11 protein-coding genes are annotated in these 15,199 nt (G+C 44.2%); 5 read left to right on the top strand and 6 right to left on the bottom strand.

Annotation, left to right across the window (positions count from 1 at the left end; genetic code table 11):
• Window position 1: 1 nt before the first annotated feature.
• A complete protein-coding gene (gene mutL, locus CDH51_RS08880) occupies window positions 2-1,852 on the bottom strand; it encodes a DNA mismatch repair endonuclease MutL (RefSeq protein WP_100628278.1) in 1,851 nt (616 codons plus the stop codon).
• Window positions 1,849-2,253, bottom strand: a complete 405-nt coding sequence (locus tag CDH51_RS08885; protein ID WP_026945170.1) for a hypothetical protein — start codon at window positions 2,251-2,253, stop codon at window positions 1,849-1,851. The genes mutL and CDH51_RS08885 overlap by 4 nt, the downstream gene beginning before the upstream one ends.
• Window positions 2,254-2,628: 375 nt before the next feature.
• Here CDH51_RS08885 and CDH51_RS08890 point away from each other — a divergent pair, with 375 nt between their 5' ends.
• Complete coding sequence (locus CDH51_RS08890) at window positions 2,629-5,469, top strand: glycoside hydrolase family 3 N-terminal domain-containing protein (RefSeq protein WP_317045932.1); 2,841 nt, start codon at window positions 2,629-2,631, stop codon at window positions 5,467-5,469.
• 99 nt (window positions 5,470-5,568) lie between these two features.
• Here CDH51_RS08890 and CDH51_RS08895 read toward each other — a convergent pair whose 3' ends face one another.
• Both CDH51_RS08895 and CDH51_RS08900 read right to left on the bottom strand, forming a co-directional pair.
• Entirely contained in the window at window positions 5,569-6,822 is a 1,254-nt protein-coding gene (locus CDH51_RS08895) for a DUF4221 family protein (RefSeq protein ID WP_100628280.1), read from the bottom strand.
• A gap of 58 nt (window positions 6,823-6,880) precedes the next feature.
• Window positions 6,881-7,129: a hypothetical protein gene (locus CDH51_RS08900; RefSeq protein WP_100628281.1), complete on the bottom strand. Its 249-nt coding sequence runs from the start codon at window positions 7,127-7,129 to the stop codon at window positions 6,881-6,883.
• A gap of 531 nt (window positions 7,130-7,660) precedes the next feature.
• Here CDH51_RS08900 and bshA point away from each other — a divergent pair.
• The 4 genes from bshA to CDH51_RS08920 all read left to right on the top strand — a co-directional run bounded on the left by bshA (window position 7,661) and on the right by CDH51_RS08920 (window position 12,660).
• On the top strand, window positions 7,661-8,800 hold the full coding sequence (gene bshA / locus CDH51_RS08905) for an N-acetyl-alpha-D-glucosaminyl L-malate synthase BshA (protein WP_100628282.1): 1,140 nt from the start codon (window positions 7,661-7,663) through the stop codon (window positions 8,798-8,800).
• A gap of 101 nt (window positions 8,801-8,901) precedes the next feature.
• Window positions 8,902-9,528, top strand: coding sequence for a sterol desaturase family protein (locus tag CDH51_RS08910; RefSeq protein ID WP_100629387.1), 627 nt, complete (start codon window positions 8,902-8,904; stop codon window positions 9,526-9,528).
• 161 nt (window positions 9,529-9,689) lie between these two features.
• A complete protein-coding gene (locus tag CDH51_RS08915; protein ID WP_100628283.1) occupies window positions 9,690-10,523 on the top strand; it encodes an NAD(P)-binding domain-containing protein in 834 nt (277 codons plus the stop codon).
• 25 nt (window positions 10,524-10,548) lie between these two features.
• A complete protein-coding gene (locus CDH51_RS08920; RefSeq protein WP_100628284.1) occupies window positions 10,549-12,660 on the top strand; it encodes an outer membrane protein assembly factor BamB family protein in 2,112 nt (703 codons plus the stop codon).
• On the opposite strand, the gene CDH51_RS08925 is transcribed toward CDH51_RS08920, so the two are convergent.
• Together CDH51_RS08925 and CDH51_RS08930 are read right to left on the bottom strand one after the other, a co-directional pair.
• Entirely contained in the window at window positions 12,661-12,948 is a 288-nt protein-coding gene (locus CDH51_RS08925) for a hypothetical protein (protein WP_100628285.1), read from the bottom strand.
• A gap of 103 nt (window positions 12,949-13,051) precedes the next feature.
• A complete protein-coding gene (locus tag CDH51_RS08930; RefSeq protein ID WP_100628286.1) occupies window positions 13,052-14,983 on the bottom strand; it encodes a tetratricopeptide repeat-containing sensor histidine kinase in 1,932 nt (643 codons plus the stop codon).
• Window positions 14,984-15,199 lie beyond the last annotated feature (216 nt).

A 15,199-nucleotide genomic window follows, 5' to 3' on the forward strand; every position in this document is an offset into this window, starting at 1 on the left:
TCTATTTCCCAAAGAAGGAGTGGATGCTGCTTAAATCCAATTTTACAAAGGTTTTGTTCCCGGAAAGCCCATAATTCGCATTTTGACAGGCAAATAGCTGCCCAACGAGGGTCTCCATCTCTTGATCATTGAGCTTTTGACCTCTCTTCAAAGAAGACTTTCTGGCTAAAGAACGGGCCAAATTTTCCCGCGTATCCAATGACAATTCGTTTTTGAAGTTTTTGAATTGCTCGATCAAGCCTTCAAAAAGCTCTTTTTCATTTCTGACCTGAATATCTGCAGGAACTCCCTGCACCACTACGGCCTGATTCCCAAAAACAGAAATCATGAAACCCAGGCTATGCAACTCAGGAAGTAAGCCTGACACCAATTCGAAGTCACTCGGGCTCAGCTCGATCACGGGAGGAAATAAGCTTTGCTGCGAAGGTCCTTGGGCCAATTTGAGTTGCTTCAGGTAACGCTCGTACAAAATCCGCTCATGCGCTGCCTGCTGATCCACGATCAAAAGACCCGTTGACATCTGGGCTACGATGTAATTTAGCTCGACTTGAAAGGTCGTCCCAGTATTCTCAAGCATCTCTTTTGAATTGAGAATGCTCGGTTCGCTCTCAGGATTGGCCCGGGATGAGAAAGTCAATACTTCCGTATCATCCTCATTGGATTTTTGTGAGGCGACTGCTGGCCCTCCCTTAAAATCCCCCTCAAATAATTTTTCCCAACCTGAAGCACTGGACTTTTTAAATTCCGGTGTATTGAAGGTCTTATAGCTGTACTCTTGATCTACTTTGATTTTATTTTCCGGATCCTGATCCCACTTATCATTGAAGTTGACATCCAATGAAAAGTCCAAGGACGGCACGACGTGATGGGCTCCCAAAGCTTGTCTCACCGCTGCCCGAACCACGGCATAGACCGTGCGCTCATCGTCAAACTTGATCTCAGTCTTGGTCGGGTGGACATTGATATCGATATGCGAGGGATCTATCTCCAGGAAAAGCACGTAAAATGGATGCTGATCTGTCTGAATCATCCCTTCAAAGGCGGTGCTTACCGCATGATGCAGGTAGGAGCTTTTGATATAGCGATTATTGACGAAAAAGAACTGCTCACCACGGGTTTTCTTTGCGGATTCAGGTTTTCCGATATATCCTTTGACGTTCACATGAGGAGTCAGTTCCTCGCAAGGCACTAATTGGCTTTGATAATTTTTCCCAAAAAGACCAACCACCCGTTGACTGAGTTTGCCGGCATGCAAGCGAAACAATTCCATATCATTTTGCATCAGCGTAAACGCGATTTCTGGATAGGACAATGCCACTCGCTGAAATTCCTCCACGATATGTCGCATCTCGACAGGATTGGATTTTAGGAAATTTCTTCGGGCGGGGACATTGAAAAAGAGATTTTTCATTGCCACGGAAGTGCCCGGTGTGGTAGCTATCGGCTCTTGTTTTTTGACTTCTGAGCCCTCTATTTGGATTAAAGTCCCTAGTTCCTCGCTTTCCTGCCGCGTTTTGAGTTCTACCTGTGCTACGGCGGCTATGGAGGCCAAAGCTTCTCCTCTAAATCCGAATGTACGAATAGAAAACAGGTCCTGACTATTGCGAATCTTGGAGGTGGCATGTCGCTCAAAGGACATTCTGGCATCGGTAGGACTCATCCCCCGTCCGTCATCCACGACCTGAATCAATTGCTTTCCTGCTTCTTTGACAATCACCTGAATTTTGGAAGCGCCGGCATCGATCGCATTTTCCAATAGCTCCTTTAGGGCAGACGCTGGCCGCTGCACCACTTCACCGGCAGCAATTTGGTTGGCGATGGCATCAGGCAAAAGCTGAATCAAATCACTCATCGTTTGGATTTGTTTTTCAGCTTAGAGAAGAAATATCCAACTGCAATGATCAAAACGATGTAAAGCAAGTACTCAAAAATTACAGGACCGAAGTAAATATATCCTGCCAAGCCTCCGACAAGAATTAAAAAAATCAAGGTTCGAAGCATGGCCGTAGATGCAAGTACAGAAGTCGCTCTGGGGCGAATGCCTTGATGATGCGCAAAAGCTCCTCTGATTCCTGTCTCATAATGCCTTAAGCGGTCGGCCTCGTCCAAATCCCCCAGCTTTCCTTCAGCCTCTAATTCTTTTTTGATACGGGAGGTTCGCTGCTCCAATTCCTCCTTGACTGGATCATAGTATCTAGGCTTAATATCAAATCGGTTCGGACTGGCTGTACGAAAGATGGAAGGAAACTTCATGCGTTAAGTTTTTGACTCAGGGAGCAGGTTTGAAAGGCAGATCAGATTACGAACCTGCCAACTATCAAATTTATATTATTTAAACCCAAATCCATGCTCAAATGTTGACTGGACTTTAGTATCTTCAATTTAATTAAGTCCAATTGGATTTAATTTAGCCCTGTTTGAAGCAATTTTCAGAATTCTTCGTTTTTAAAACTACAGGGTGATGACACAAATTTATCTCAAAAATTAAGGATAAAAAATCAAGCTCGAATGCATAAACTGCTGTCGAAAATAGTTCTAATCTGTTTATTCACATTTTTTTGGACCAGCCAGTCGAACAGCTGGAGTTCAGGCAATTCGCCGGACCCTGTTGCGATAGAAAATATGGAAATGGCCAATTGGGTAGATTCCGTGTTCAATGCATTGAGCCCGGATCAGCGACTCGGTCAGCTGTTTATGGTAGCAGCCTATTCCAATCAAGGTCAAGATCATGTCAATCAGATTGCCAACTTGGTCGAGCAGGAAAACCTAGGAGGTTTGATCTTTTTCCAAGGTGGCCCAAAAAGACAGGCACGCTTGACAAATTATTACCAAGCTAAGGCAAAAACACCACTTTTGATCGCTATGGACGCTGAGTGGGGAATTGGAATGCGACTCGACTCCATTCCTGATTTTCCCAAAGCCATGACCTTGGGGGCAATCCCCGATACCCAATTGATCTATGAAATGGGTGAGGAAATCGCCAGACAGTTTAAGGAACTAGGCATGCACATCAATTTTGCCCCGGTTGTGGATGTCAACTCCAATCCGGATAATCCCGTGATCGGTTATCGCTCATTTGGTGAAAACCCACAAGCTGTGGCCCGCCAATCCGTCGCCTACATGAAAGGAATGCAGGACCATGGCATCATTGCCAATGCCAAGCACTTCCCTGGACATGGCGATACCGAAGCTGACAGCCACTATGCACTGCCGCTGATCCGCCATCCCGAAACCCGAATCTGGGAAGTAGACCTCTACCCCTATCAGGAGCTCATTAAAGAAGGCCTCAAATCTGTCATGGTAGCCCACCTCAATATCCCCAGCTTGGGAGAAAGTGGAAATCGGCCTACCAGTTTGAGTAAAAAAGTTGTGACTGAACTCTTGCAAGAACGAATGAAATTCAAAGGGCTGATCTTCACCGATGCCCTGAATATGCAGGGAGTGACCAAATCCTACAGCCCGGGAGAAGTCGATGTAGAAGCCTTAATCGCCGGAAATGACGTATTGCTTTATTCGCAAAATGTCCCCAAAGCCAAGGAGCTGATCAAGAAAGCGGTGGCCGAAGGAAAAATCGAACAGTCAGAAATTGATCGCAGAATCAAAAAAATCCTCAAGTCAAAATATGAGGTGGGATTAAACGAATATCGGCCAATTGATACTTATCGTTTAGTGGAGCGAATCGTCACTCCCAAAACACATGAGATCCTCGAAAAGCTCTACGCCAGCGCTATCACCGTGGCTTCCAATAAAGCTGATCTGATTCCTTTCAGGCAATTGGACACCAAGCGTTTTGCCAGCTTGACCATAGGGGGTGATGGAAAAGAATTCCAGAAGGGGCTTGACAAATACGCCAAATTTGAACACTTCCAGATCGGAAAAGCCAGTAGTGAATCCGAGCATTATAATCTGCTCAAAAAACTGGAGGATTTTGATGTCATTGTCGTAGGTGTAATGGGAATATCCAACAGCCCCCGCCGGGCATTTGGAATAGCGCCGGGAGATGTAGCTTTGCTCAGAAAGCTTCAGCAGCGGCAAAAAACCGTGAATGTGCTGTTTGGAAATGCTTACTCCAGTAAGTTTTTCGAAGGGATCGACCACTTGGTGATGGCCTACGAAAATGTGGACTGGACCCAAAGCATCGTTCCCCAGATTCTCTTTGGTGGCAGACCTGCTCAAGGCATCCTACCTGTCAGTACCGGAGGACAGTTTACTTACGGCGTAGGAGGTTTCCTGAGTGGACTAAATAGGCTTTCCTATGGAACTCCCGAAAGCGTAGGACTAAACAGCAAAACCTTGGATAAGATCGACTCGGTCGTCGATCGAGCCATCAAAATCCAGGCTACTCCCGGAGCAAATGTATTGGTGGTAAAAGATGGAAAAGTAATTTTTGAGCGGTCTTACGGGCAATTGGAATACCGAAACAGTCCGAAGGTGAATTCCGAAACTGTTTATGATCTGGCTTCTATTACCAAGGTCTTGGCCACTACACAGGCGGTTATGTTCTTGAACAGCCGCGGGGAACTGGATATGAATAAAACCTTGGGAGACTACCTTCCCGAACTTCGTGGCACCAACAAGGCAAATTTGGTACTCAAGGATGTCATGGCTCACGAGGCGGGCCTAAAAGCTTTTATCCCACACTATGCCAAGACCGTGGAAAGCGGACAATGGAAATCAGAGTTTTATCAGGAAAGCTCCAGTCCGGGATTCACCCGGCCAATTTCCAATCGCATGTATGCCAAAGAAAGCCTTCGGGACAGCATTTGGAAGTGGACGGTCGAGTCAGAATTGTTACCCAAGCGGGCTGGAAGAAATCGCTATGTCTATTCAGACCTGACCATGTACTTTATGCAGGCCGTCGTAGAGCGCATCGTCAATCAGCCCCTGGATGAGTTTCTGGAGCAAAACTTCTACGAACCCTTAGGGCTACACACACTTACGTTTAAGCCGCATGAAAAAATGCCATTGGACAACATTGCCCCTACGGAAAACGATGTGGTTTTTCGGAAAAGGCAGGTACAAGGATATGTGCATGACCCGGGGGCTGCCATGTATGGTGGCGTGGCTGGACATGCAGGGCTTTTTGGCAAAGCCAATGACCTAGCCGTGATGATGCAGCTCATGCTGAATAAAGGCTACTACGGGGATGTAAGCTTGATGAAACCCGGTACTGTCAGCGCATTTACTGCCCGTCAATCCACGCAGAGCCGTCGCGGCTGGGGCTGGGACAAACCTGAACCCGAGGAGGGAGAAGGTGGCTCAGCCGGAAAACTCGCTCCCAAATCTACTTTTGGACATACGGGATTCACCGGTACTTGTGCCTGGGCAGATCCCGATAATCAGCTGATTTACATTTTCCTATCCAACCGGGTCTATCCCGATGCCGAAAACAAAAAATTGCTCAGAGAAGGAATCCGAACGGATATCCATGATATCATCTATCAGGCAATGGCTAAGGGGAAAGGATAAGTGCAAAGATTTTATTCTTTGTCCATTATCATTATCCCTTTATCAGAACTTTCGATTAATTAGAATTAACCTTTGGGGTTTTGGAAACCCCGAAGGTTTCTAACCATATTCCCCTGTCCTGCTTTTAGAGATCCCCGACAGCTGACATTTTGGAACAAAGACTCTTCCTGCTTTCGGAAAAGCAGGAAAACAGAATAACAAGTACAGTTCTTTGATTCGGATTAAATCTCCCTTGATAAAATTCTCATCGTCTTGGTTTTTACTATTATAGCTAATCCAAAGCCCTTCCGATGTAACAAAAGAAAACCCAACATTGTAGGTATTCTCCTTTGGTAAGTAAAAATCTGAAATCAGATTAAGATTAGAATCTAAAACGGAAACTAATATTCTATTGTAATTGACATAGTGAAAATCAGCTTCGTTGAAATTTGGCCGAGGAGGACTACTCAATCGATAATAAACGTCCCTGTAATGGTCATAGTAAATTTTATAATAAAAAGGATTTTCAGCCATGAATAACTGTTTTTCAGAAGTATTCATAGGACCGAAGGGAATATCATCTGCTTTGACCTTCTCCCAAGGTGGATTTGCCACTACAGAACTGACACTGGAACTAAGAAAATCATATCGAAAAATCCTTGGGCTGCCCGAAAAAATATATGCGAAGCCATTTCCATCGAGCGTAGCTGAAGTCAAAAAAAGTTTACTTAAGTCAAGCTTTTTGCCTAGATAATCCTCAGGATAGTATATGGGGATAGATTTGGATTTCCCTGTCTTTAGTGAATAAGAAGCAAATATCCTTTTCTTCTTAGGTTGATTAAAACTCGTAAAATAAAGGAATATTTCATGCTCTTCGGAATTGTATAAAAGTTGTGAAGCAAATCGAAGAGAAGGACTATTATCATACACCTTTTCTCTTTCAACAGTCTCAAAGCTACTCTCAAAATCACTATACCTTCTCTTCAATTCTCCTCTACTAGTGATCAAAACAATGGCTTGATTATTCTCTGCCAAAAAAATAGAATCTTCATTGTGATAATAAAAGCTAGAGATCTCATTCACAGCATTTGGGCCGTTAAATTCAAACTGAATAGAGGAAACTACCGAATCCACACGCGTATCGATGATATTAAGTGCATGATCATAAACGTTAAATACGAGCAAAGAATCGTTTCTCACTTGATTAAAAAAATAAAATTGGCCTAGTGAGTTACCGGTATGGAAATTCTTCGAAACCACCTCCGGTGATAAAGAAATCGGAACAGTTTTCTCCTTTGAACAGGAAAAAAGCCCAAAAATTAGCAAAGAAAAGAGACGAATTTTTAACCTCAGGACAACTTCTAATTTTTCCATAAATTCAAAAATGCCATCTCAGCGGAATCGCTGAGATGGAATAATTTTAGATAATAATTTAACAGGCTCCAATCGGTTTTTTCTTAGATTTTCCACATGAAAGAGAACTTTCAATTGATTCACAATATTTACCCTGATCATAAGGGCAGTCAAAATAATACCACTTGATCTTTTCTCCCCCAATGTCATCTGGATCTGTTGCTTCCTCCTCCTCAGGTGGATTAGTAGTTTGAGCCGGGGCAGGAGCATACAAAAATCCCATCATTCCCAAGCTCAGCGCAATAAACGCAATTCTTGCTTTTTTCATTTTAATAAAATTTAAAATTAAACGATTTATTAAAAGGCTCTCAGCGCTGAAAGCTTGAACTAAAAGTAGCGCCCACCCCACGAGAAAAGCAAGTATTTACTAAATACTTTTTACTGCTTTATACAAAACTAGTTAAAACTTAATAGGTTACACTGATTTGGGTTAACCTTTGGGGTTTTCAAAACCCCGAAGGTTTCTAACCATATTCTCCTGTCCTACTTTTAGAGATCCCCGACAGCTGAAATTTTGAATATTTGGCAGCTTCCGCTTAAAGCCATCAGAAGAAAATAGCTGATTGGGAGATTTTTAGCATGTATTTCCTTTTGACAGGAAGGCTATATGGAAATCCAAAAAATAAAGTCTTAGCCTGGCACATGTCTCAAACCTAGTTAAAACACTTGAAATCAAAGCAATAGGAAATAGGATTAGTGAAGAGAATATCAGGATATATGATTAATTCCTTTTATTTTGAACAAAACTTGCATTTATGCGTGTTTTAGTCGCTGAATAGCTAATTGGCTCAATAGAGAAATGAAAATAGGAATTGTTTGTTATCCTACCTTCGGTGGTAGTGGGGTGGTCGCAACGGAACTTGGAAAAGGACTGGCGAAAGTCGGTCATGAAGTTCATTTTATCACCTATCGCCAACCGACGAGATTGGATTTTTTTAGTGAAAACCTTTTTTACCACGAAGTTGACATCAAGAGCTATCCGCTTTTTGAGCACGCGCCATACGAATTGGCACTAGCGAGCAAGATGGTCTCCGTAGTGAAATATGAAAATCTGGATCTTCTCCACGTTCACTATGCCATCCCGCACGCCTCCTCGGCCTACATGGCCAAGATGATCCTCGCCGAACAAGGAATTCACATTCCGGTCGTGACCACACTCCATGGTACGGACATTACCCTAGTGGGGAAAGACCCGAGTTATGAACCCGTGGTGACATTCAGCATCAATCACAGTGATGGCGTGACGGCAGTTTCGCAGGACTTGAAAGATGAAACGTATGCCTATTTCGGCGTCAAGCGTGACATCGAGGTGATTCCCAACTTCATCGATCTTGAGCGATTCAAAAAGCAGAAGAAAGAACATTTTAAACTGGCCATCTGTCCGGATGGTGAGAAGCTACTGGTACACACCTCCAACTTCCGAAAGGTAAAACGCGTAGAAGATGTCATTCGGGTTTTCTACGAACTTCGAAAAGAAATCCCTGCCAAACTGCTTCTCGTAGGAGATGGCCCCGAGCGGGACAAAATGGAGCGGCTTTGTCGGGAACTGGGCACCTGCAATGACATCCGCTTCCTGGGCAAGCTGGATGCTGTCGAGGAGGTTCTTTCGGTATCAGACTTGTTTATAATGCCTTCAGAAAAGGAAAGCTTTGGGCTTGCTGCCCTAGAAGCCATGGCCTGCGAGGTACCGATTTTGACTTCCGACGCGGGAGGTATTCCCGAACTAAACATTGATGGAAAAACAGGGTTTGTATGTGCAGTGGGAGATATTCAAGGCATGAAGGAGAAGGCTAAAATCATCTTGGATGACCAAAACCTCCAAACTTTCAAAGACAATGCGCTGGCAAGAGCCAAGGAATTTGATATTTCAAATATCCTCCCTCGGTATGTAAAATACTATGAAGAAACCATCGAAAAGTCGATGGCAAAAACTCTCTAATTGAAGCAAATAGGAAAAATCTGACAAAAATCAATAAGGTTTAGAATCATAATTAGTTAATTTTGCAAGTGATGAGACCAACTGTTGCAACCCATAGTCCCATGAAAAAGATAGGAAGACTGGATAGACCGGATAATAACGGCTCTGCCAAAATGTTTGAGAATCCGATCTTGGAACGAATTTCAAGAACCCATATCTCTATCCCCATTACCATGTTCCTTGTTTTTGCAGGGATATCAATTTACTATGGAATTACCACCACGGTGATTTCTTGGCCATTGGCCATTGCCTTATTCTTGGTAGGATACATTGCTTTTACCTTTGTGGAATACATGATGCACAAGCATTTCTTCCACATGGAGCCGGATACGCCTGTTAAAGATAAATTGCAATATTCCATCCACGGTGTCCATCACGACTACCCGAAAGATAAGGATCGATTGGCGATGCCTCCTTTTGTAAGTGCTGCCTATGCCGCGATTTTCTATTTGGTCTTCAAATTGATCATGGGCAATTTCGCTTTCTATTTCCTTCCAGGATTTTTATTTGGCTATGCTAGTTATTTGGGCGTACACTACATCGTGCATGCCTTCAACCCACCCAAAAACTTCTTGAAGATTCTTTGGGTCAACCATGCCATTCACCATTACAAGAATCCGGATGTAGCTTTCGGAGTAAGTACTCCGCTTTGGGATTACATTCTGGGCACCCTCCCGAAAAAAGATTAGAATTAAGAGGCAATTTTAAAAGACTTCCGTCATTGCGAACGAAGTGAAGCAATCTTTCCTGATTTCAATAAATCAACATTAAGATCGCTTCTCTCGACCTTGTCGAGATCGCGATGACGGAATTTTATTTTTTTCGGACAGACTCTTTTTTATTTTCACGTATGCAAAAAATATCCATTATCGGTTTGGGTTGGATCGGTCTGCCTTTGGCAAAAATCCTTCGGGAAAAAGGCCATCAAGTAAGCGGTAGCACGACCACAGCCGAAAAAACCAATCTACTGCTAAAAGAAGGCATCCATGCCATCCAATTCTCCCTTGACCCCTATCCCTCAGGTGTGGGCTTTCAGCAGCTATTCCAATCAGAGACTCTGGTGATCAATATCCCTCCGAGAAGCCGCTATGATGGCGGAGAAAAATACCTAGAGCAATTAAAGTTTTTGAAGGATTTGCTCTCCTCTTCAGCGATCAAAAAGGTGGTCTATGTGAGTTCAACAGGAGTCTATCCGGATGAAAACAAGGAATCCGGCTATACCGAGAATGATGCTATGAACCTTGAAAATACCGGAAACCCCAACCTTTGGAAGGCAGAGAAATATCTTCAGGAGAATCTCAGTCAAAAGTTGAGCATCATCCGCTTTGGTGGACTTTTGGGTGATGATCGAATCCCGGGGAAATATTTCTCAGGAAAGGAAAACGTAACAGGCCATACCGGGGTAAACTTCATCTACCGACTGGATGCAGCTCGCCTGATTGCCTATGTCATCGAAAATGAATTATGGGGAGAAACAATCAACGGTGTGGCTCCAAAGCATCCGCGACGCAAGGAAATCTATGAAAAGAACGCTCGAGAGTTAGGCATAGCGCCTCCACTCAGCTATGCACCTGAGAAAGAAAATGATCAGCGAATCATTTCAGGCGAAAAAATTCTAGAAATGGGCTTTGATTTTCTCTATCCGGACCCGCTTGATTTTCCATATTCTTCTCCAAATCATTAATTTCCTACTCTCAAACCAAAACCCAATGAAAAGTAGAATTACCCTTTGGGCTGCCATTATTTTGATTTCCGCTTGCAAGCCCGAACCAAAAGAAATCGATTACACCGATTGGTCGCATTACGGGGGGCCTGAGGACGGAAGCCGCTATTCCTCACTCAACCAAATCACCCGAGAAAATGTCGGACAGCTTTCCGTAGCTTGGACCTACCAAACCGGCGATGCTACTGAACGATCCCAAATCCAATGTCAACCTATCGTCAAAAATGGAATTCTCTATGCAACTACGCCCGGATTGGATGTTTTTGCATTGGATGCAGAGAGTGGAGAGGAAATTTGGCGTTTTGATCCCTTTGAGATTTTGGGAGGGGAAAACTCCTGGGCCGGAACCAATCGGGGTGTAAGCTATTGGGAAAAGGGGGAAGATAAACGGATCCTATTTGGAGCAGGCAACTGGCTCATGGCGGTTGATGCACTGACAGGAGCGCCTATTCCAAGCTTTGGAGATGGCGGAAAAATAGATCTGCGGAAAGGACTGGATGATAAACGAGAGGATTTTTTGATCGTAGCCAATGCACCCGGCGTGGTTTTCGAAGATCTTTTAATCATCGGAATGCGGCTATCCGAGGGCTTGGATGCTGCACCTGGACATATCAGGGCTTATCATATTCCCACCGGGGAAATGGAGTGGATATTCCATACGATTCCTAAAGAGCCAGAATTTGGATATGATACATGGGATTCAAAGTACGTCTCCCAAATCGGCGGAGCGAATAATTGGGCAGGAATGGTGGTCGATTACCAGCGGGGAATGGTATTTGTCCCTACGGGGTCAGCTACTTATGACTTTTGGGGAGGCTACCGGCATGGGGACAATCTATTCGCCAACTCCCTTTTGGCTTTGGATGCCAAAACCGGGGAGCGAATCTGGCATTTTCAAGGAGTTCATCATGATGTTTGGGATCGGGACTTCCCCTCTCCTCCTACCCTTATTCGCGTGAATCATGATGGCAAATGGATCGATGCTGTCGCCCAAACCTCCAAACAAGGATTTACTTATGTATTTGATCGGGAAAGCGGGGAACCCCTTTGGCCCATCGAAGAGCGAGCTGTCCCACAGAGCAGTTTACCTGGAGAGCAAAGCAGCCCCACTCAGCCTTTCCCTACACTCCCGGAGCCTTTCATGAATTTGGTTTTTGAAGAAAAAGATATCCTAAACCTCAGGCCCGAATGGGAGGCTGATATTCGCGATCAGCTTCAAAATGCACTCTACGGAGATATGTGGTTTCCCCCAAATGCTGAAAAACCGCTTGTTTTATTCCCCGGAATGGATGGTGGAGCAGAATGGGGCGGAGCAGCTTTCGATCCCGAGACACAGACTTTTTATGTCAATGCCAATCAAATCCCGTGGATGATTGAAATGACGCCTAATTCGGATTTTGAAAATGTAGGCAAGTCAGTATACACCAATTATTGTGGCAATTGCCATGGTCTGGAGCGAAAAGGAAACCTTCCGGCTATTCCTGCTCTCTTGAATCTTGAAGCGAAATACAGTCCTGATTCCCTCACTGCTTTACTGAAAAAGGGACGAGGTGCCATGCCTGCCTTTGACTATCTCTCCGAAGAGCAGCGGGATGTTTTAGTCGATTATTTGCTGGGGAAAAGTCAGGAAGGAGACAAGAAGGAACTGGAAGCAGAAAATGCGGCCCTCAATCCTCGATACTACATGAATGGCTACAAAAAGCTTCTCACCAAAGAGGGGCTCTATGGGTCCAACCCACCTTGGGGAGTTTTGACAGCCATCGATATGCAAACCGGACTGCGCAAATGGCAGGTACCCTTGGGAGAAATTGACTCCTTAAGTCAGCAAGGCTTTGCACCCACGGGCACAGAAAACTATGGAGGCCCGGTAGTCACTGCAGGAGGCTTGCTCTTCATTGCAGCAACTAAAGACGAGAAGATTCGGGCATTTGACAAGGATACTGGCGAGCTCTTGTGGCAGGCTGACCTTCCCGCCTCGGGCCATGCTACACCGGCTATGTTTGAGCAAAATGGCAAACAGTTTTTGGTGATTGCCTGCGGAGGAGGAAAGGGCACCAAAAGCGGTGATAGCTATGTGGCTTTTGCCTTGCCGGATTGATCAGAGCTTAGCCTCACCCGAATTTTTATCCAAAGACTTTATCTGAAGACGGATCAGCTCCAATCGTTGATCCGTCTTCTTTTTTATCTTTTTCAAGGTCGTATTGCTCTGATCCAAATTCCTGGAGCGCTGTATCTCTTGCTGCACCAAAAGCTCCAAGTCCTCCAATCGCTTTTTTTGAATCCGCTTTTGCTTGGCATACTCGCGAATGAGCAAAAAGTGAAAGGCTGCCAAGACAAAGAAGATCAAAAAGATCAATACAGAAAGAGTCAGATCGGATAGAGGCATTACGACAAAATCAGAGGAAAAGTCAATTCAGGCTTTTCTTCAAAATTAAATCGAAACACATCGCCTCGAAATACGACAAATCACCTATTTAACCTTGACAACCCTACAGCGGGAGTAATAGGCTAATTTCTGTTCCTTGCCCAGTTTCGGATTTCACAGAAAGAATGGCCTCGATTTCATCAGCTCTTTTTTGCATATTTCCCAAGCCATTTCCCACTTTGACCTTTTCCAGATCAAAGCCCTTCCCGTTATCTATGACCTGAAATTGAAGCTGATTTTCACTGAGAGAAAAAATCACTTGAATTTGGCTTGCTTCGGCGTATTTGACAGCGTTTTGAACAGCTTCCTGCACGATTCTTAAGATCTGAATACTATTCGCCGAGCTGATTTTCTTCGAAAGGTCCAGCCCCTCCTCCTGCACAAATTCGAGTTTGACATCCGTTGATTGTTTCCCCTGTTGAATGAAATTTTTAACCCTACCGACCAAATCTTCCAAAGTAACAGCTCCACTATTCATTGCCCAGATAGTATCCCGAAGTTCGCGGATAGTCTGCTTTGTAAAATTGGCAATCGACTCATAGCGAGGAGTCAGGGTTTCCTTGATGGGTTCAAAGTATTTGAGGTTTTCGATCGAAGAAATAATAAAGGTCAATTGCGCCCCGATATTATCATGCAAGTCTCGGGCGATCAAAAGCCTTTGTTCCTGCAGTTTGTTTTGAGTTTCTATTTGAGCCAAAGCCTCCTTGAGTTCTACCTCCTGCTCCAGTTGCCGGTTTTTCAGCTTTTGCTGCTTGTAGAGAAGGTAGCCCACCAGTCCGAGCACCAAGGCCATAAGGAGCGAACCATAAAGTTGAAAGTTTTTATTGCGAATTTGCAGTTGCTGCTCCGAAATTTGACTGTCCTTGAGGGCTGTTTGATATTTGGTCTCCAGTTCGGCAGTTAGTTCCTTTGCAGCTTTTTCTTCCTTGCTTCGCAGGGTGGATTGATAGAGGTTGGCATAATACCTCGAACTGTCGGCATCTCCCAGTGCGGCAAAGCTTGTTATCAACTCCAAATAGGGCCCGAACACATCATCCTCGGCACCTTGGCTCACAAACTTTTCAGCTGCCGATTCTAGATATTCTTTGGCCTTTTTGTAGTTCTTTTTTGTGTTTTCAACCACTCCCAAAGCATATTCCATGGTTGCTTCCTCATAGAGTGCATTGACAGCTCTGGCAGCTTCCAGTCCTTTTTGAGCAACTTCTTCTAGACGATCCATGTCTCCTTTTTCTTGAAGAAAAAAGGCATACATCCGATAGGAAACTGCCAAATTGAGAGGGTCATCCTCCCGAATAGCCAAATCAATGGCTTTCTGAAAGTATTCCTCTGCTTGATCAAAATTCCCCAAATACTTATGAGTTGTCCCCAGATTGGCATAGCTTCCAATCAGATTCCTAAAGTCTTTTTGAGCCTCTCGCATGACAGCAGCCCGTTCGTAAAACTCTATGGCCTTGGGATAATTGGACATGTTTTGGTAGATCACTCCGATATTATTCAGAATAGTAGCGGCATTGAGCAGGGCCCCTTCCTTCTCGAAAATGGGTAGGGCTTTCAAAAAATAAGTGATCGCAGAATCTGATTCGTACTTCCGCTGAAGGATAAAGCCCAAGGCATTGTAAACCTTAGCCATTCCGAGCGAATCCCGATTTGCCTCTCGAATTTCAAGGGATTTTAGATATACCTCACTTGCCTCCTGCAGCTGACCTTTTTGCAGGTATCCACTGCCCAAATCACTGTAAGATTGTGCTAAAAGCGCCTGATCACCTGTTTTCTCAGACAGTTCAACCGCCAATTGACCATAGTAGATCGCTGAATCCAAATTAATAGCGGCATAGGTCCAGCCCAATTCCCCATAGATCGCAGCAAGAGTTTCATCAGCGTTTTCCTGCTGTGCGCTATTCAGCAAACTGTCGACAATCTGTCGAGGAGATTGTCCAAATACGTATGGACTAAGTACTAAAAAAAGGAGAAGGCTAGACCAAATTCGGAGTTTCATATGATTATAATTTTTTTTAAGGTCATATAGCTTGTCCCGAACTTGATTCGGGAGAATCTCGTCTGTTTTACAATCTTCTCTTTGTGTGACGGGTACGTCATGCTTGATTTCATGACAGTAGATTTTTTTAGGAAGGGGATAGACAAATAAAAACCCAAGCAGAGCAATATTTCATAGCAATTAAATAATAAAAAGAGATTTTTTGTAGAAAAAAAA

The organism is Algoriphagus formosus (genome assembly GCF_002807035.1).
GTDB classification, from domain to species: domain Bacteria; phylum Bacteroidota; class Bacteroidia; order Cytophagales; family Cyclobacteriaceae; genus Algoriphagus; species Algoriphagus formosus.

Excerpts from the sequence above, each read along its gene's own strand:
- mutL (WP_100628278.1), bottom strand. The coding sequence starts at position 1,852 with ATGAGTGATTTGATTCAGCTTTTGCCTGATGCCATCGCCAACCAAATT.
- CDH51_RS08885 (WP_026945170.1), bottom strand. The coding sequence starts at position 2,253 with ATGAAGTTTCCTTCCATCTTTCGTACAGCCAGTCCGAACCGATTTGAT.
- CDH51_RS08890 (WP_317045932.1), top strand. The coding sequence starts at position 2,629 with ATGGCCAATTGGGTAGATTCCGTGTTCAATGCATTGAGCCCGGATCAG.
- CDH51_RS08895 (WP_100628280.1), bottom strand. The coding sequence starts at position 6,822 with ATGGAAAAATTAGAAGTTGTCCTGAGGTTAAAAATTCGTCTCTTTTCT.
- CDH51_RS08900 (WP_100628281.1), bottom strand. The coding sequence starts at position 7,129 with ATGAAAAAAGCAAGAATTGCGTTTATTGCGCTGAGCTTGGGAATGATG.
- bshA (WP_100628282.1), top strand. The coding sequence starts at position 7,661 with ATGAAAATAGGAATTGTTTGTTATCCTACCTTCGGTGGTAGTGGGGTG.
- CDH51_RS08910 (WP_100629387.1), top strand. The coding sequence starts at position 8,902 with ATGAAAAAGATAGGAAGACTGGATAGACCGGATAATAACGGCTCTGCC.
- CDH51_RS08915 (WP_100628283.1), top strand. The coding sequence starts at position 9,690 with ATGCAAAAAATATCCATTATCGGTTTGGGTTGGATCGGTCTGCCTTTG.
- CDH51_RS08920 (WP_100628284.1), top strand. The coding sequence starts at position 10,549 with ATGAAAAGTAGAATTACCCTTTGGGCTGCCATTATTTTGATTTCCGCT.
- CDH51_RS08925 (WP_100628285.1), bottom strand. The coding sequence starts at position 12,948 with ATGCCTCTATCCGATCTGACTCTTTCTGTATTGATCTTTTTGATCTTC.
- CDH51_RS08930 (WP_100628286.1), bottom strand. The coding sequence starts at position 14,983 with ATGAAACTCCGAATTTGGTCTAGCCTTCTCCTTTTTTTAGTACTTAGT.